The 16431-nt window shown below is 68.2% G+C and carries 16 protein-coding genes and 1 tRNA gene; 2 read left to right on the forward strand and 15 right to left on the reverse strand.

Annotation, left to right across the window (positions count from 1 at the left end):
• Positions 1-7 precede the first annotated feature (7 nt).
• The 5 genes from WDZ95_RS00685 to WDZ95_RS00705 form a co-directional block, all read right to left on the reverse strand.
• A complete protein-coding gene (locus WDZ95_RS00685; RefSeq protein WP_425775827.1) occupies positions 8-847 on the reverse strand; it encodes a transketolase in 840 nt (279 codons plus the stop codon).
• Positions 848-872: 25 nt separating this feature from the next.
• A complete protein-coding gene (locus WDZ95_RS00690; protein ID WP_425775828.1) occupies positions 873-2132 on the reverse strand; it encodes a TRAP transporter large permease in 1260 nt (419 codons plus the stop codon).
• Between the two features lie 31 nt (positions 2133-2163).
• Complete coding sequence (locus WDZ95_RS00695; protein WP_425775829.1) at positions 2164-2691, reverse strand: TRAP transporter small permease; 528 nt, start codon at positions 2689-2691, stop codon at positions 2164-2166.
• Positions 2692-2751: 60 nt separating this feature from the next.
• Entirely contained in the window at positions 2752-3744 is a 993-nt protein-coding gene (locus WDZ95_RS00700) for a TRAP transporter substrate-binding protein (RefSeq protein ID WP_425775830.1), read from the reverse strand.
• 82 nt (positions 3745-3826) lie between these two features.
• Positions 3827-4576, reverse strand: coding sequence for an SDR family NAD(P)-dependent oxidoreductase (locus WDZ95_RS00705; protein WP_166226885.1), 750 nt, complete (start codon positions 4574-4576; stop codon positions 3827-3829).
• Positions 4577-4720: 144 nt separating this feature from the next.
• On the opposite strand from WDZ95_RS00705, the gene WDZ95_RS00710 reads away from it, so the two are divergent.
• Together WDZ95_RS00710 and WDZ95_RS00715 are read left to right on the forward strand one after the other, a co-directional pair.
• A complete protein-coding gene (locus WDZ95_RS00710) occupies positions 4721-5599 on the forward strand; it encodes a LysR substrate-binding domain-containing protein (RefSeq protein WP_425775831.1) in 879 nt (292 codons plus the stop codon).
• 124 nt (positions 5600-5723) lie between these two features.
• Positions 5724-7718 carry a transketolase family protein gene (locus WDZ95_RS00715; RefSeq protein WP_425775832.1) on the forward strand — a complete coding sequence of 665 codons (1995 nt, stop codon included), beginning with the start codon at positions 5724-5726 and terminating at the stop codon, positions 7716-7718.
• Between the two features lie 73 nt (positions 7719-7791).
• Here the strand turns inward: WDZ95_RS00715 and WDZ95_RS00720 are convergent.
• From WDZ95_RS00720 to uvrB, 10 genes are all read right to left on the reverse strand, one after another.
• Positions 7792-7866 (reverse strand) — tRNA-Val (locus WDZ95_RS00720).
• A 62-nt stretch (positions 7867-7928) separates the two neighbouring features.
• Positions 7929-8636, reverse strand: a complete 708-nt coding sequence (gene dnaQ / locus WDZ95_RS00725; RefSeq protein WP_425775833.1) for a DNA polymerase III subunit epsilon — start codon at positions 8634-8636, stop codon at positions 7929-7931.
• Positions 8636-8974: an ISC system 2Fe-2S type ferredoxin gene (gene fdx / locus WDZ95_RS00730; protein ID WP_166226888.1), complete on the reverse strand. Its 339-nt coding sequence runs from the start codon at positions 8972-8974 to the stop codon at positions 8636-8638. Before fdx ends, dnaQ begins: the two co-directional genes overlap by 1 nt.
• A gap of 14 nt (positions 8975-8988) precedes the next feature.
• A complete protein-coding gene (hscA, locus tag WDZ95_RS00735) occupies positions 8989-10860 on the reverse strand; it encodes a Fe-S protein assembly chaperone HscA (RefSeq protein ID WP_425775834.1) in 1872 nt (623 codons plus the stop codon).
• A 32-nt stretch (positions 10861-10892) separates the two neighbouring features.
• Entirely contained in the window at positions 10893-11411 is a 519-nt protein-coding gene (hscB, locus tag WDZ95_RS00740) for a Fe-S protein assembly co-chaperone HscB (protein WP_166226890.1), read from the reverse strand.
• Positions 11412-11470: 59 nt separating this feature from the next.
• Positions 11471-11794 carry an iron-sulfur cluster assembly protein IscA gene (gene iscA / locus WDZ95_RS00745; protein WP_166226891.1) on the reverse strand — a complete coding sequence of 108 codons (324 nt, stop codon included), beginning with the start codon at positions 11792-11794 and terminating at the stop codon, positions 11471-11473.
• Positions 11795-11796: 2 nt separating this feature from the next.
• Positions 11797-12183: a Fe-S cluster assembly scaffold IscU gene (gene iscU / locus WDZ95_RS00750; protein ID WP_166226892.1), complete on the reverse strand. Its 387-nt coding sequence runs from the start codon at positions 12181-12183 to the stop codon at positions 11797-11799.
• A gap of 16 nt (positions 12184-12199) precedes the next feature.
• Positions 12200-13417, reverse strand: a complete 1218-nt coding sequence (locus WDZ95_RS00755) for an IscS subfamily cysteine desulfurase (protein ID WP_425775835.1) — start codon at positions 13415-13417, stop codon at positions 12200-12202.
• Between the two features lie 112 nt (positions 13418-13529).
• Positions 13530-14063, reverse strand: coding sequence for a Fe-S cluster assembly transcriptional regulator IscR (gene iscR / locus WDZ95_RS00760; RefSeq protein WP_166226894.1), 534 nt, complete (start codon positions 14061-14063; stop codon positions 13530-13532).
• 255 nt (positions 14064-14318) lie between these two features.
• Positions 14319-16415: an excinuclease ABC subunit UvrB gene (gene uvrB / locus WDZ95_RS00765; protein ID WP_425775836.1), complete on the reverse strand. Its 2097-nt coding sequence runs from the start codon at positions 16413-16415 to the stop codon at positions 14319-14321.
• Positions 16416-16431 lie beyond the last annotated feature (16 nt).

Genomic DNA, 16431 nt, shown 5'->3' on the forward strand with positions numbered 1-16431 from the left:
GGGCTCCTCAGGGGCGGTTGGCGTCCAGCACGTCGAGCGCCTGCTGCCATTCGGGCGGATCGACCCGGATGAAGTGGTTCTTGTCGCGGCTCTCGAGGAAGGGCACGCCTTTGCCCATGAGCGTGTCGCACAGGATCACGCGCGGGCGCGCGTCGGCGAGCTGGCGCGCGGTGTCGAAGGCGCGCACCACCGCGGGCAGGTGGTTGCCGTCCACGCGCTGCACGTGCCAGCCGAAGGCCGACCATTTGTCTGCAAGCGGCTCGAAACCCATCACCCGGGTCGACGGGCCGTCGGCCTGCTGGTTGTTGATGTCGACGATGCAGATGAGGTTGCCCAGGCCGTGGTGGCTGGCCGACATCGCCGCCTCCCAGGTCGAGCCTTCGTCGAGCTCGCCGTCGGACATGGAGTTATAGACAAAGGCCGGGTTGCCGCGATGGCGCAGGCCCAGGGCCATGCCCACCGCGATCGGCAAGCCCTGCCCGAGCGAGCCGCCCGAGATTTCCATGCCGGGCGTGTAGGTGGCCATGCCTGACATCGGCAGGCGGCTGTCGTCGCTGCCGTAGGTGTCGAGTTCGGACTCAGGCACGATGCCCGCTTCGATCAGCGCGGCGTAGAAGGCGATGGCGTAGTGGCCGTGCGAGAGCAGGAAGCGGTCGCGGCCGTCCCAGTCGGGGTCGTCGGCGCGGAAGTTGAGGGCGTGACCATAAGCGGTGGCGAGCACGTCGGCATAGCCGAGGGCCTGGCCTACGTAGCCCTGGCCCTGCACCTCGCCCATGCGCACCGCGTAGCGGCGGATGCGCCAGGCGCAGCGCGCGATCTCGGCCAGATTCGGCGGATTGACTGACATCGGAAAACTCCTGAAGGGGGGCCGTTTACTTGAGGATGACGGCGGGCACGTAGGACACGAGCAGCAGCACGCCGAAGGCCACCAGGTAGAACGGCCCCATGGCGCGGACCGTCTGGCCCACCTTGACCTTGGCGAGCGAACTCGTGATGAACAGCGTGGTGCCCACAGGCGGCGTGTAAAGCCCGATGGCGAGGTTGACGACCATCATGATCCCGAGCTGCACCGGGTCCATGCCCATGCTGTGCGCCAGGGGCAGGAACACCGGCGTGAGCAGCAGGATGGCGGCAGGCAGGTCGATGAACATGCCCACGAACAGCATCATCAGGTTCATCAGCAGGATCACGATCCAGTCGCTGCTCACGTTCTCGGACACCCAGGCCACCACGCCCTGGGGCAGCTGGTCGAAGGTGAGCAGCCAGCCGATGGCGGCCGAGGCCATGATCACCAGCAGCACCACGCCCGTGGCCACGCCGGCCTCGACGATGGCCGAATGAAGCCGGCGCAGCGTGAGGTCGCGGTACAGCAGCGCCGACACCGCGGCGGCGTACAGGGCCGAGAGCACCGCCACTTCGGTGGGCGTGGCGATGCCGAAGCGCAGGAACACCACGATCAGCACCGGCAGCAGCACCGCGGGCGAGGCCAGCAGCAGGTTGCGGCGCATGACCGCGCTCTGGGCGGCCGCGGTTTCGCGCGGCAGGTTCTTGGTCTTGCCCACCCACCAGCACGCCACCATGAAGCCGCCGCACAGCAACAGGCCCGGCAGGATGCCCGCATAGAACAACGCCGCGATCGAGGTGTTCGACGACAGCGCGTACAGGATCATGGGGATCGAGGGCGGAATGATGATGTCGATGGTGGCCGCCGACGCGAGCGAGGCCGCCGAGAACGGCATGGGGTAACCGAGCCGGCGGTGCCAGGGCATGATCAGCGAGCCGATGGCCGAGGCATCGGCCACCGCCGAGCCCGACACGCCGCCGAACAGCGTGGACGACAGCACGCTCACCTGGGCCGGGCCGCCATGCCAGCGGCCCACGGTGGCCGACAACACGCCGATCAGCGACTCGCCCAGGCGGCCGCCCATCATCAGCGCGCCGGTGAGCATGAAGAACGGGATCGCGATCAGCGGAAAGCTCTGCACCTGCGCCACCATCTGCTGCACCAGCAGATCGAGCGGTACGCGGTCGGTGCTGAGCGCGGCGGCCATGGCGGCCACCAGCAGCGCGTGGGCGATGGGGATGGCGGCCACCGCCCCCACGATGAAAACGAACAGGATCAAGGCACTCATGGTTGTCTCCAGCCAGCGGGTGGGCGCGGCCTCAGCCTTGCGCGGTCGAGGGTGAGCCGGCGCCCTGCGCCGGGGCCGCGGCCCCGTGCCGCAGCAGGCGCCAGGCGGATTGCAGCGCCAGCAAGGCCAGCAGCACCATGGCCACCATCACGCAGCCGTAAGTGACCGACGAGGGCACGTGCAGGATGGCGGACTTCTCGTCGTGCACGATCTCGAGCAGGCCGAAGGTGGCCTTGGCCAGCGTGCCGTAGAGCGCCGCCACCACCAGCCAGCCCACGACACCGAGCCAGCGCCGCGCCGGTGCCTTGAGCGACTCCATGAGGAAGGTGGTGGCGATGTGCGACCCGTGCTGGGCCGCGAGCACCACACCGGCCATCACCAGCCAGGGGAACAGCAGCTCGGGCACCTCGTTGGCCCATTGCAGGCTCGAGCCGGTGCTGTAGCGCAGCAGCGTGTTGGCCGTGAGGATGAAGAAGATCAGCGTGGTGGACACCCAGAGCACCGCCTGGCACGACCAGGCAATGACCCTGCCCACCACGCCTTGCGAGGCGTTCGACATGGATGGCTCCAGAAGGAGGCGCCGCCCGCGGACGGCGCCCGGTTCGGCAAGTGCGCGAGGTCAGTTGGCGCGCGACGCGGCCACGACCTGCTTCACGAAGGCACCGATGGGGCTGCCCTCCCACTTGGTGACCACGGCGGCGGTGGCCTTCTGGAACGAGGCCTTGTCGGGGTTGTCGATCTGCACGCCCTTGGCCTTGAGGTCGGCCACCAGCTTGTCGTCGCTTTCCTTGGACATCTTGCGCTGCAGCGCGGTGGCCTCGGTGGCGGCGTCCTGCACAAGCTTGCGATCGGCCTCGCTCAGGCGGTCCCAGGTGCGCTTGCTCATGAGGAAGGGCGTCATCTCGTATTTGTGCCCGGTGAGCGAGATGAACTTCTGCACCTCGTAGATCTTGCTGGCGTGGATGTTCATCAGCGGGTTCTCCTGCCCGTCGACCACGCCCTGCTGCAGCGCCACGTAGAGCTCCGAGAACTTGATCTGCTGCGCCTCGGCGCCCAGGCTTTGCATGATGTCCACCGTCACCGTGTCGGGCGGGGTGCGCATCTTCATGCCCTTGAGGTCGTCGGCCTTGAGCAGCGCGCGTTTGCTGTTGCTCATGTGGCGAATGCCGTTGTCCCAGTAGCCGAGCACCACCAACCCCTTGTCGGCCGACTTCACGGCCAGCTCCTTGCCGGCGGGGCCGTCGAGTGTTTTCCAGGCCTGGGCCAGATCGCCGAACAGGAAGGGCATGCCGAAGGCGGCGTACTCGGGCACGGTGTTGGCCACCGCGCCTTGCGAATTCGCCGAGATGTCGAGCGCGCCGGTGCGCAGCGCGGTCACCATGGCGGCGTCGTCGCCGAGCTGGGCCGAGGGGGCCACGGTCACCTCGATGCGGCCGTTGCTCTTGGCCTTGAGCACCTCGGCGAACTTCACCGAGGCCTCGTGCCGCGGGTTGCCGGGCGCGGCGCCGTGGCCCAGCGTGAGCTTGATCGCCGATTGCGCCATGGCCGCGCCACACAGGGTCAGCGCGGCAGCGGCGATGGCGCCGCGGCGGGCAAGGGAAAAGGACTTCATCGTTGTCTCCTGGTGGTGGTGGCGGTCCGGTCGGCCGCCGGTTTGTGTGGCTCCGCGAAGCCGTGGAAAACGAAGCAAGGGGTCAGTGGATCAACATGCCGCCGTTCACGTCGAGCGTGATCCCGGTGCAGTACTTGGACAGGTCGCTGGCGAGGAACACCACGCAGCCGGCCACGTCGTTGGGCTCGCCGATGCGCGCCAGCGGGATGCCGTCGAGGATGCCCTGGCGTTTGTCTTCGGGGATCTTGCCCTTGTTGATGTCGGTCGCGATCAGGCCCGGCGTCACGCAGTTGACGCGGATGTTGCTGCCGCCGTACTCGCGCGCCATGGCGCGTGCCAGGCCGAGCACACCGGCTTTGGCCGCCGAGTAGTGCGGACCGCCCAGGATGCCGCCGCCGCGCTGCGCCGAGACGGACGAGATGCACACGATGGCACCGCTCTTTTGGGCCTGCATCAGCGGCAGCACGGCCTGGGACGCGTAGAGCGTGCCGCGCAGGCTCACGTCCATGATGCGGTCGTAGTCGGCGCCGGTGATGTCGAGGAACTTGGCCGGCTGGGTCACGCCGGCGTTGTTCACCAGGATGTCGATGCGGCCGTAGCGGGCCTGAATCTGCGCCACCGCGGCTTCGCACGAGGCTTTGTCGGTCACGTTGGCCACCAGGCCCAGGTGGTCGGGGCCGAGCTGGGCGGCGGCGGCCGCGGGCTGGGCCATGTCGAGGTCGAGGATCACCACCTTGGCGCCTTGCGCGGCCATCATGCGCGCGGTGGCAAAGCCCAGGCCGTTCAGGCCGGCCCCGCCGGTGATCACGGCAACCTTGTCGTTGAGCAGCATGTTTGTCTCCTTCGTTGTCATGCGGTGCGTTGCGGTTGCGGCGGATTCTGTTGGGCCGTCCGGTTGAGAACAAACGATATAAACTCACTCGCGATTCGATTTTCTTCATGTTGCACCGCAATACCTGAATCGCCTTCAGCCGGCATGATTCCCCCGCTCAGCGCCCTGCAAGCCTTCGAAGCCATCGCCCGCCGCCGCAGCTTTTCGCTCGCCGCGCAAGAGCTGCACCTCACCCCGTCCGCCGTCAGCCACCAAGTGGCCAAGCTCGAAGGCCTGCTGGGCGTGCGGCTGTTCGAGCGCTCGGCGCGCGGCGTGGAGCTCACGCCGGCTGGCCAGAACTACCTGCACCGCGTGGCCAACGCGCTGGGCGCCATCAACACCGCCACCGAGGACCTGCGCCACGGCGTGCAGGACACGCTGCACCTGCATTGCAGTCCGAGCTTCGCCAGCCTCTGGCTCATGCCGCGGATCGCCCGCTTCCGCGATGCGTTTCCCGACATCTCGCTCGCGCTCTCGGCCTCGCACGTGCATTCGGACTTCCAGCTCGGGCTGGTCGACATCGACATCCGCTACGGCCTGCCCAACTGGCCGAACCTCGAGGTCGAACCGGTGTTCACCGAGCAGGTCATGCCGCTGGCCAGCCCCGAGTTCATCCGCGCGCACGGCCTGCACACGCCTGCCGACCTGATGCGGGTGCCGCTGATCCAGTCGGCCGTGAACGTGGCGCAGTGGGCCGACTGGTTCGCCCGCTTCCACCCCGGCGAACGCCCCGAGCGCATGGCGCTCAAGTTCGACCGCGCCATGATGAGCCTGGACGCGGCCGTGCAGTCGCTGGGCGTGGCGCTCGAGAGCGCCAGCATCGGCCGCGCACTGATTGCCAGCGGCCGCCTGCAGCCGCCCTTCGGCAGCGACATGGTGCTCGAGGTGCAGGGCCACTTCCTCGTCTATCCCGCGCGCCACGCGGCGCGGTCCGAGGTCAAGGCCTTCCTCGGCTGGATCCGGCGCGAGGCCCAGGCAGGCTGAACGGAATTCACCATCCGCTGAATATTCGTCGCTTGCCTTCAACTTCGGTGGCCTCGAAGAATCGCCGCTCCCGATTCCCACAGGAGACAAGCACGGGGCCGACACCGGCCGCGTGACGCACCCCATGCCCGAAGCCCACCCGCTGCAAGCGATGGCGCACGCCATCCGCTTCCTGTCCATCGACGCCATCGTCAAGGCCTGCGAAGGCCACCAGGGCGTGCCCCTGGGCATGGCCGAGATCGCCACCGCGCTCTACACCCGCCACCTCAAGCACCACCCGGGCGACCCCGGCTGGTGGGACCGCGACCGCGTGGTGCTCTCCAACGGCCACGGCTCGATGCTGCTCTATGCCCTGCTGCACCTCACGGGCTACCCCGATTTCCCGCTGTCGGAGATCCAGCGCTTTCGCGAACTCGGCTCGGTGTGCGAAGGGCACCCCGAGCGGCCCCACGGCGCGGCCAACGGCATCGAGGTGACCACCGGCCCGCTGGGCCAGGGCATCGCCAATGCCTTCGGCATGGCGGTGGCCGAGGCCTACCTGAACGCCCGCTTCGGCGACGCCCTGGTGAACCACCGCACCTGGGCCTTCGTGGGCGATGGCTGCCTGCAGGAAGGCGTGGGTCAGGAAATGATCTCGCTGGCGGGCCACCTGCAACTGGGCAAGCTGACCCTGCTGTGGGACGACAACCGCATCACCGACGACGGCCCCACTTCGCTGTCCATCAGCGAGGACGTGGCGCAGCGCTTTCGCGTCGCGGGCTGGCACGTGGAGGAAGTGGATGGCCACGACCTCGACGCCGTGTCGCGCGCGCTCGACGCGGCCCGCGCCGATCCCCGGCCCTCGATGCTCGCCTGCCGCTGCGTGATCGGCAAAGGTCTGCCGCGCGTGCAGGGCCAGCGCGGCGGGCACAGCGCCCGCCTCTACGAGCAAGATGCCCAGGAAGCGCGCGCCCTGCTCGGCTGGCCCCACGGGCCGTTCGAGCTGCCTGCCGCGGTGCAACGTGCGTGGCGCGAAGCGGGCCAGCGCTCGCAGGCCGAACACCGCGCCTGGCGCGAACGCCTGGCCGCGCTGCCGCCCGCCGAACGCGCCGAGTTCGAACGCGTGATGCGCGGCGAGCTGCCCGCGGGCTGGCAGCAGGTGCTGCACGGCTACCGCCAGCGCGCCCGCAGCGAAGCGGCGCCGCCCAGCGGCATCTTCCTGTCTGCCGAAATCAACGACCTGCTCGCCCCGCTGCTGCCCGAGCGCATGGTCGGCTGCGCCGACCTCGAAGCGCCCACCAGCCACAAGCGCAGCCTGCAGGCCTTCACCGCGAGCGATCGCTCGGGCGCCTATGTGCACTGCGGCGTGCGCGAGCACGTCATGGGCGCCATGGCCAACGGCATGGCCGCGCACGGCGGCATCGTCCCGCTGAGCGTGACCTACCTGGCCTTTGCCGACTACGAACGCCCAGCGATGCGCATGGCCGCGCTCATGGGCCTGCCGGTGAAGTTCGTGTTCAGCCACGACTCGATCGGCATCGGCAAGAACGGTCCCACGCACCAGCCGGTGGAAATCCTGGCGTCGCTGCGGGCCATGCCCAACATGTGGGTGATGCGGCCCGCCGATGCGGTGGAGGCCGCCGAATGCTGGGAACTGGCCCTGGCCCACCGCGACGGCCCGGTGAGCCTGGTGTTCGCGCGCCAGGCACTGCCGCTGGTGCGGCACGACGACCCCGGCGTCGACAACCGCAGCGCGCGCGGCGGCTATGTGCTGCAGGAAGCGGCCTGCGGCCCGCGCCGCGTGACCCTGCTGGCCACCGGCTCGGAAGTGGCGCTGGCCGTGAGTGCGCGTGACACGCTGGAGCGCACGGGCGTGGGCACGGCCGTGGTCTCGCTGCCCTGCTGGGAATTGTTCGACCAGCAGCCCGAGACCTACCGCCAGCAGGTGCTGGGCGATGGCGTGCGCGTGGCCGTGGAGGCCGCAGGCCGCTTCGGCTGGGACGCCTACCTGGGCGCGCGCGGCGGCTTCGTGGGCATGAAGGGTTTCGGGGCCTCGGGCCCGGCGGATGCGCTGTACCGGCTATTCGACATCACGCCCGAGGCGGTGGCGACGGAAGCGCAGCGCCTGCTTGCCCGTTGACGGCCCGGGCCCGTGAGGGCCGGGGCAGAAAACAAAAAGCCCCACGCGGCTGCGTGAGGCTTTTTGAGGGTTCTGGTGGGCGGTGCAGGGTTCGAACCTGCGACCCCTGCCGTGTGAAGGCAGTGCTCTACCACTGAGCTAACCGCCCGAACGGTGCTGATGCATTGCTGTTTCAGCGCCGTCGGAAGCCTCGCATTATAGCCAGAAAAATCAGGCGTTTTCGAACTGGCGCCACAGCGTTTTGCCTTTGCTCGATTTGTCGAGCTCGGCGAGCACGGTGGCATGGGCCGAAAGCTCCTGTTCGTTGGCGCGCAGCACGGGCAGTTCGAAGCGGCGCAGGTCGATCTGCTCCACCGCACCGCCCTCGCCCGGCGCGTCGGCGATGTCGATGAGCAACGCGTCCTGGCCGCGCGTCATGTTGATGTAGACGTCGGCCAGCAGCTCGGCGTCGAGCAGCGCGCCGTGCAGCGTGCGGCCCGAGTTGTCCACGCCCAGTCGGTCGCAGAGCGCGTCGAGGCTGTTGCGCTTGCCCGGGAACATCTCCTTGGCCATCACCAGCGTGTCGAGCACATTGCTCACGATCTGCGTGACCGGCGGCAGGCCCAGGCGCTCGAACTCCTTGTTGAGGAAGCCGACGTCGAAGGGCGCGTTGTGGATGATCACCTCGGCGCCGCGCAGGTACTCGACCAGCTCCTCGGCAATGGCCGCGAACTTGGGCTTGTCGCGCAGGAACTCGTTGCTGATGCCGTGCACCTTGAGCGCGTCCTCGTGGCTGTCGCGCTCGGGGTTGATGTAGTGGTGCAGGTTGTTGCCGGTGAACTTGCGGCTCACCAGCTCGACGCAGCCGATCTCGATGATGCGATCGCCGTTCTCGGCCGACAGGCCGGTGGTCTCGGTGTCGAGAATGATCTGGCGCATCAATGGTTCTCTTTGGCGTGGTTGATCGTGTACTTGGGGATCTCGATCGTCACGTCCTGCTGCGCGAGGATGGCCTGGCACGACAGGCGCGACTGCGGCTCCAGGCCCCAGGCGCGGTCGAGCAGGTCTTCTTCGGCTTCGTCGGCCTCGTTGAGGCTGCTGTAGCCCTGGCGCACGATCACGTGGCAGGTGGTGCAGGCGCAGCTCATGTCGCAGGCGTGTTCGATCTTCACGCCGTTCTCCAGCAGGGCCTCGCAGATGGAAGTGCCCGCGGGCGCGGTGATGCTCTTGCCCTCGGGGGCGTATTCGGCGTGCGGCAGGATCTTGATCGTGGGCATGGGGATGGGGGTGCTCAGACTTCTTCGAGTTTCTTGCCGGCCAGGGCCTGCTGGATGCCGCGGTTCATGCGCTCGGCCGCGAAGCCCTCGGTGCCTTTGGCCAGGGCCTCGATCGCGGCCTCGATCGCGGCGGCGTCGTCGCCCTTCGCGGTCTCGCGCAGGGCGGCCATGAGGGCGTCGATGGCGCTGCGCTCGTCGGCCTTGAGCAGGTCGCCATCGGCGGCGAGCGCGCTGTTCGTGGCGAGCAGCAGCCGGTCGGCGTCCACGCGCGCTTCGACCAGCGCACGCGCCTGCATGTCCTGCTGCGCGGTGGCGAAGCTGTCCTGCAGCATGGCGGCGATCTGCTCGTCGCTCAGGCCGTAGGCGGGCTTGACGTCGATGCTGGCCTCGACGCCCGAGGTGAGTTCTTTCGCGGCCACCGAGAGCAAGCCGTCGGCGTCGACGGTGAAGGTGACGCGGATGCGCGCCGCGCCCGCCGCCATGGGCGGGATGCCGCGCAGCGTGAAGCGCGCGAGGCTTCGGCAGTCGGCCACCAGGTCGCGTTCGCCCTGAACCACGTGCAGGGCCAGGGCGGTCTGGCCGTCCTGATAGGTGGTGAAGTCCTGGCCGCGCGCGGTGGGGATGCTGCTGTTGCGCGGCACGATGCGCTCGACCAGGCCGCCCATGGTCTCGATGCCCAGCGACAGCGGGATCACGTCGAGCAGCAGCAGCTCGCCCTCTTTGTTGTTGCCCGCGAGCGCGTTGGCCTGGATGGCCGCGCCCAGCGCCACCACCTCGTCGGGGTTGAGGTTGATCAGCGGCTCGGTGCCGAAGAACGCGCCCACGGTGCGGCGCACCACGGGCATGCGCGTGGAGCCGCCCACCATGACCACGCCCTGCACGTCGTCCTTGCCCACGCCCGCGTCGCGCAGCACCTTGCGCACGGCGGCCATGGTGCGCGCGGTGAGCGCGGCGGTGGCGGCCTCGAAGTCGTCGCGGGCCACGGGCTGCTCGATGCGCCGGCCCGCGACCTCGGCCGAAAAGACCACGCGCTCGTCGCTGGTGAGGGCCTCTTTCACGCGGCGCGCTTCCTTGTGCACGCGCGCGCGGTCGGCGGCCGCGAGCGGGCCTTGCACGCCCTGCTGCTGCAGCGCCCAGGCCGCCAGGGCCTGGTCATAGTCGTCGCCGCCGAGCGCGGAGTCGCCACCCGTGGCAAGCACCTCGAACACGCCCTTGGTGAGGCGCAGGATGGAGATGTCGAAGGTGCCGCCGCCGAGGTCGTAGACCGCGTAGACGCCCTCGCTGCCGTTGTCCAGGCCGTAGGCGATGGCCGCGGCCGTGGGCTCGTTGATCAGGCGCAGCACGTTCAGGCCCGCGAGCTGCGCCGCGTCTTTCGTGGCCTGGCGCTGTGCGTCGTCGAAGTAGGCGGGCACGGTGATGACGGCGCCGAAGAGTTCGTCGTCGAAGCTGTCCTCGGCCCGAAAGCGCAGCGTGGCGAGCACCTCGGCGCTCACCTCCATGGGCGTCTTGCGGCCGGCCACCGTCTCGACCACGGCCATGCCGTTGTCATCGGCCACGGTGTAGGGCAGCTTGTCGACGTCGGTCACCTGCTCGCGCCGCCGGCCCATGAGGCGTTTGACCGAGCTCACGGTGTTGGCCGGGTCGTCGACCTGCGCGGCGAGCGCGTCCCAGCCGATCTGGCGGCCGCTGCCGCCCTGGGCGGGCGCGAGGTAGCGCACCACGCTCGGCAGGATCACGCGGCCCTGTTCGTCGGGCAGGCATTCGGCCACGCCGTGGCGCACCGCGGCCACCAGCGAATGCGTGGTGCCGAGGTCGATGCCCACGGCCACGCGGCGCTGGTGCGGGTCGGGAGACTGGCCGGGTTCGGAAATCTGCAGGAGCGCCATCGGATCGGTGTGGGTGCGGGAGCGGAAAACGCCTATTGTCCCTGTTGATCGAGCCGCGACTCCAGGTCGCGCGCAAAGCGCTCAATGAACATGAGGGCTCTGACCTCGCGCGCGGCCGCCGCGGCATCGCCCTGCTCGTCCAGGCCACGCTGCAGCGTGGCGATGCGGGCGCGCCGCGCCGCGGCCACCTCGTCGGCCATGCGTTCGAGCGCGTCCGCACCGTCGGCCTCGTCGAGGTCTTCGCGCCACTGCATCTGCTGCACCAGGAAATCGGTGGGCATGGCGGTGTTGTTCTCGGCCTCGATCGGCGCGCCGCGCAGCTCGCACAGGTAGGCCGCGCGCTTGATCGGGTCCTTCAGGCGCTGGTAGGCCTCGTTGATGCGCACCGACCACTGCATGGCCTGGCGCTGCGAGGCCGGGTCGGCGCTGGCGAAGCGGTCGGGGTGGGCCTGGCGCTGCAGGTCCTTCCAGCGCGCGTCCAGATCGGCGCGGTCCAGCGCGAAGCGCTCGGGCAGGCCGAAGATCTCGAAGTCGTTCGATTGCAGGTTCATCGGTGCGGTGCCCCGCACCACGCGCCGCGCTCAGGGCCGCGCGCAGCGCGGCGGGCGGGTCAGATCCTGAAGCTCTCGCCGCAGCCGCAGCGATCGCGTTCGTTGGGGTTGTTGAACTTGAAGCCCTCGTTGAGGCCTTCGCGCACGAAATCAAGCTGGGTGCCGTCGATGTAGGCCAGGCTCTTGGGGTCGACCAGCACCTTCACGCCGTTCTCCTCGAACACCACGTCTTCGGGCGCGATCTCGTCGGCGTACTCGAGCTTGTAGGCCAGGCCCGAGCAGCCCGTGGTCTTGACGCCCAGGCGCACGCCCACGCCCTTGCCGCGCTTGGCGATGTAACGCGTGACGTGGCGCGCCGCGGCTTCGGAAATCGTGACGGCCATGCTCAGTTCGCGTGCTTCTTGCGGTAGTCGTCCACGGCCGCCTTGATCGCGTCTTCGGCGAGGATGGAGCAGTGGATCTTCACCGGCGGCAGGGCCAGTTCTTCGGCGATCTGGCTGTTCTTGAGCGCCGCCGCCTCGTCGAGCGTCTTGCCCTTGACCCATTCGGTCACGAGCGAGCTCGACGCGATGGCCGAGCCGCAGCCGTAGGTCTTGAAGCGCGCGTCTTCGATCACGCCGGTGGTGGGGTTCACCTTGATCTGCAGCTTCATCACGTCGCCGCAGGCGGGCGCGCCCACCATGCCGGTGCCCACGCTGTCATCGCCCTTGTCGAACGAGCCGACGTTGCGGGGGTTTTCGTAGTGGTCAACGACTTTGTCGGAATAGGCCATGTTGTTCTCCTTCAGATCAGTGGGCTGCCCATTGGATGGTCGAGAGGTCGATACCGTCCTTGAACATCTCCCACAGGGGCGAGAGCTCTCGCAGCTTCGCCACGTTCTCTTTGATGGTCGCGATCGCGTAGTCGATCTCTTCTTCGGTCGACCAGCGGCCGATGGTCATGCGCAGGCTGCTGTGCGCGAGTTCATCGCTGCGGCCCAGGGCGCGCAGCACGTAGCTGGGTTCGAGGCTGGCCGAGGTGCAGGCCGAGCCCGAGGACACCGCCAGGCCCTTGATGCCCATGATCAGCGACTCGCCCTCGACGTAGTTGAAGCTCATGTTGAGGTTGTGCGGCACGCGCTGCGTCTCATGGCCGTTGATGAACACCTCTTCGATGTCTTTCAGGCCATTGAGCAGGCGGTCGTGCAGCGCGCGGATGCGCTGGTTCTCTTCGTGCATCTCGGCCCGGGCGATGCGGTAGGCCTCGCCCATGCCCACGATCTGGTGCGTGGGCAGCGTGCCCGAGCGCATGCCGCGCTCGTGGCCGCCGCCGTGCATCTGCGCCTCGATGCGGATGCGCGGTTTGCGGCGCACGTACAGCGCGCCGATGCCCTTGGGCCCGTAGGTCTTGTGGCTGGTCAGGCTCATGAGGTCGACCGGCAGCGTCTGCAGGTCGATGTCGACCCGGCCCGTGGCCTGCGCGGCGTCGACGTGGAAGATCACGCCCTTCTCGCGGCAGATGGCGCCCAGCGCGGCGATGTCCTGGATGACGCCGATCTCGTTGTTCACGAACATGACCGAGGCCAGGATGGTGTCGGGGCGGATCGCCGCCTTGAACACCTCGAGGTCGAGCAGGCCGTCGGCCTGCACGTCGAGGTAGCTCACCTCGAAGCCCTGGCGTTCGAGCTCGCGCATGGTGTCGAGCACGGCCTTGTGCTCGGTCTTCACCGTGATCAGGTGCTTGCCCTTGCCCTGGTAGAAGTGCGCCGCGCCCTTGAGCGCGAGGTTGTTCGACTCGGTGGCACCGCTGGTCCACACGATCTCGCGCGGGTCTGCGTTGATCAGCGCGGCCACCTGCTCACGCGCGGTCTCCACGGCCTTCTCCGCCTCCCATCCCCAGGCGTGGCTGCGCGACGCGGGATTGCCGAAGTGCTCGCGCAGCCAGGGGATCATGGCGTCCACCACCCGCGGGTCGACCGGGTTGGTGGCGCTGTAGTCCATGTAGATGGGGAAATGCGGGGTGCTCATGGGACTGTTGTGGGTTGGAAACTCTCGATGATCGGCGCGCATTTGACGCAAACCGCAAAACCCATGGCGCTGCCATGGGCGCGGCGGGCCGTGGCGCCCGCCGCCCGGGGGTTCACTTGGAGAGCGCGCCTCCCAGGGCGAAGACCGAGTTGGGCGCATTCACGCGGATCGGCTTGACCACCGGCTGGCTGGAGATGGCGCGCTTGATCAGCGGCGCGTTTTCCACCACCACGCCCTTGGCCAGCTGCTGGTCGACCAGCGACTGCAGGGTGACCGAGTCGAGGAAGTCGACCATCTTGGCGTTGAGCTGCGCCCACAGTTCGTGGGTCATGCAGCGCTGGCCGTCGCCCATGCAGTTTTCCTTGCCGCCGCACTGGGTGGCGTCGATGGGCTCGTCGACCGACACGATGATGTCGGCCACGGTGATGTCGGCCGCCTTGCGGCCCAGCGTGTAGCCGCCGCCCGGACCGCGCGTGGATTCCACCAGCTCGTGCCGGCGCAGCTTGCCGAACAGCTGCTCGAGGTACGACAGCGAGATCTGCTGCCGCTGGCTGATGGCCGCGAGCGTGACGGGGCCGTTGTTCTGGCGCAGGGCCAGATCGATCATGGCAGTGACCGCAAAGCGGCCTTTGGTAGTGAGGCGCATCTCAAGCTCCTTGAATGTTGGCTTGACCGTCGTGGTTGGCTCGCCGGCCCCATGCCGTTCGAACCCTCTTGTCCACCCGCCCCAACCCCCGAGGGGGTCTCCTTCTCACGCAGGTTCCCGACTGTTTTCGTCGAGTTTACAGCAAAAGCTGACCGATTTGCTCGGCATTCTACTGCCTTGGAGGCATTTGTCCAAGACAAGATCGCCTGGCAATGGCTATCGGTCCGATAGGGATTGCAAAAACCGGGGAATCGTTCAGGCCACGAGGTCGTGGCCGTCGGCGCCGAAGACCCGGGCCTTGAGCCGCGCGAGCTGGTCGCGCACCTGGGCGGCCTTCTCGAACTCCAGGTTGCGCGCGTGTTCGAGCATGAGCTTTTCGAGCCGCTTGATCTCCTTGGCCACGTCCTTCTCGCTCATCTCGTCGAGCTCGGCGCGCGCCGCGCTTTCGGCCGCCAGGCGGTCGGCCTCCTTGCCGGCCTTTTCGCTGTACACGCCGTCGATCAGGTCCTTGATGCGCTTGTTCACGCTGCGCGGCGCGATGCCGTGCGCCTCGTTGTGCGCGATCTGCTTGGCGCGCCGGCGCTCGGTTTCGTCCATCGCCGCTTTCATGGACGCGGTGACGTTGTCGGCGTAGAGGATGGCCTTGCCGTGGAGGTTGCGCGCGGCGCGGCCGATGGTCTGGATCAGGCTGCGCTCGGAGCGCAGGAAGCCTTCCTTGTCGGCGTCGAGGATGGCCACCAGCGAAACCTCGGGAATGTCCAGGCCCTCGCGCAGCAGGTTGATGCCCACCAGCACGTCGAAGGCGCCCAGGCGCAGGTCGCGGATGATCTCCACGCGCTCCACGGTATCGATGTCGCTGTGCAGGTAGCGCACCTTCACGCCGTTCTCGGTGAGGTAGTCGGTGAGCTGCTCGGCCATGCGCTTGGTGAGCGTGGTGATGAGCACGCGCTCGTTTTTCTCCACCCGGCCGCGGATCTCCTGCAGCACGTCGTCCACCTGGTGGGTGGCGGGGCGCACCTCGAGCTCGGGATCGACCAGGCCCGTGGGCCGCACCAGCTGCTCCACCACCTTGCCCGCGTGCTGCTTCTCATAGTCGGCCGGCGTGGCCGACACGAACACCACCTGGCGCATGCGCTGCTCGAACTCGTCGAACTTGAGCGGGCGGTTGTCGAGCGCACTGGGCAGGCGAAAGCCGTATTCCACGAGCGTGGTCTTGCGCGCGCGGTCGCCGTTGTACATGCCGCCGAGCTGGCCGATCAGCACATGGCTTTCGTCGAGGAACATCACCGCGTCGCGCGGCAGGTAGTCGGTCAGCGTGGACGGCGGATCGCCGGGCCGCGCGCCCGAGAGGTGGCGCGTGTAGTTCTCGATGCCCTTGCAGTGGCCGACCTCGCTGAGCATCTCCAGATCGAAGCGCGTGCGCTGTTCGAGCCGCTGGGCCTCCACCAGCTTGCCCATGCCCACGAACTCCTTCAGGCGCTGGTCGAGCTCGAGCTTGATCGACTCGACCGCGTTGAGCACCTGCTCGCGCGGCGTCACGTAGTGGCTGCTGGGGTAGACGGTGAAGCGCGGGATCTTCTGGCGCACCTTGCCGGTGAGCGGGTCGAACAGCTGCAGGCTCTCGATCTCGTCGTCGAACAGCTCGATGCGGATTGCCATCTCGGAGTGTTCGGCGGGGAACACGTCGATGGTGTCGCCGCGCACGCGGAACTTGCCGCGGCCGAACTCGTGGTCGTTGCGCGCGTACTGCATGCGCACCAGCTGCGCGATCGCATCGCGCTGGCCGATCTTGTCGCCCACGCGAAGCGTCATGACCATCTGGTGGTAGCTCTCGGGCTTGCCGATGCCGTAGATGGCCGACACCGTGGCCACGATCAGCACGTCGCGCCGTTCCAGGATGCTCTTGGTGCAGCTCAGGCGCATCTGCTCGATGTGCTCGTTGATCGCGCTGTCCTTCTCGATGAACAGGTCGCGCTGCGGCACGTAGGCCTCGGGCTGGTAGTAGTCGTAGTAGCTGACGAAGTACTCGACCGCGTTCTTCGGGAAGAACTCGCGGAACTCGCTGTAGAGCTGCGCCGCCAGCGTCTTGTTGGGCGCGAACACGATGGCCGGGCGGCCCACGCGGGCGATCACGTTGGCCATGGTGAAGGTCTTGCCCGAACCGGTCACGCCGAGCAGGGTCTGGAACACCTCGCCGTCGTTGATGCCTTCGACGAGCTGTTCGATGGCCTCGGGCTGGTCGCCCGCGGGCGGGTACGGCAGGAACAGCTCGAAGGGCGAGCCGGGAAAACGCACGAATTCGCCCTCGGCGGGCGTCTCGGGGGTAACGTCTTGCAGCAGGGGCGTGGGCATCGCGCCATTGTGCCCC

The sequence above is a fragment of the Hydrogenophaga sp. T2 genome, assembly GCF_049843535.1.
Classification (GTDB): Bacteria; Pseudomonadota; Gammaproteobacteria; order Burkholderiales; family Burkholderiaceae_C; genus Hydrogenophaga; species Hydrogenophaga crocea.

What these genes read in the sequence shown, in the direction of transcription:
- hscB (WP_166226890.1), bottom strand. Translation starts at nt 11,411, where the DNA reads ATGAACCTGCAATCGAACGACTTCGAGATCTTCGGCCTGCCCGAGCGC.
- WDZ95_RS00700 (WP_425775830.1), bottom strand. Translation starts at nt 3,744, where the DNA reads ATGAAGTCCTTTTCCCTTGCCCGCCGCGGCGCCATCGCCGCTGCCGCG.
- WDZ95_RS00695 (WP_425775829.1), bottom strand. Translation starts at nt 2,691, where the DNA reads ATGTCGAACGCCTCGCAAGGCGTGGTGGGCAGGGTCATTGCCTGGTCG.
- iscU (WP_166226892.1), bottom strand. Translation starts at nt 12,183, where the DNA reads ATGGCCTATTCCGACAAAGTCGTTGACCACTACGAAAACCCCCGCAAC.
- iscR (WP_166226894.1), bottom strand. Translation starts at nt 14,063, where the DNA reads ATGCGCCTCACTACCAAAGGCCGCTTTGCGGTCACTGCCATGATCGAT.
- fdx (WP_166226888.1), bottom strand. Translation starts at nt 8,974, where the DNA reads ATGCCCACGATCAAGATCCTGCCGCACGCCGAATACGCCCCCGAGGGC.
- iscA (WP_166226891.1), bottom strand. Translation starts at nt 11,794, where the DNA reads ATGGCCGTCACGATTTCCGAAGCCGCGGCGCGCCACGTCACGCGTTAC.
- WDZ95_RS00755 (WP_425775835.1), bottom strand. Translation starts at nt 13,417, where the DNA reads ATGAGCACCCCGCATTTCCCCATCTACATGGACTACAGCGCCACCAAC.
- WDZ95_RS00710 (WP_425775831.1), top strand. Translation starts at nt 4,721, where the DNA reads ATGATTCCCCCGCTCAGCGCCCTGCAAGCCTTCGAAGCCATCGCCCGC.
- dnaQ (WP_425775833.1), bottom strand. Translation starts at nt 8,636, where the DNA reads ATGCGCCAGATCATTCTCGACACCGAGACCACCGGCCTGTCGGCCGAG.
- hscA (WP_425775834.1), bottom strand. Translation starts at nt 10,860, where the DNA reads ATGGCGCTCCTGCAGATTTCCGAACCCGGCCAGTCTCCCGACCCGCAC.
- WDZ95_RS00715 (WP_425775832.1), top strand. Translation starts at nt 5,724, where the DNA reads ATGCCCGAAGCCCACCCGCTGCAAGCGATGGCGCACGCCATCCGCTTC.
- WDZ95_RS00705 (WP_166226885.1), bottom strand. Translation starts at nt 4,576, where the DNA reads ATGCTGCTCAACGACAAGGTTGCCGTGATCACCGGCGGGGCCGGCCTG.
- WDZ95_RS00690 (WP_425775828.1), bottom strand. Translation starts at nt 2,132, where the DNA reads ATGAGTGCCTTGATCCTGTTCGTTTTCATCGTGGGGGCGGTGGCCGCC.
- WDZ95_RS00685 (WP_425775827.1), bottom strand. Translation starts at nt 847, where the DNA reads ATGTCAGTCAATCCGCCGAATCTGGCCGAGATCGCGCGCTGCGCCTGG.
- uvrB (WP_425775836.1), bottom strand. Translation starts at nt 16,415, where the DNA reads ATGCCCACGCCCCTGCTGCAAGACGTTACCCCCGAGACGCCCGCCGAG.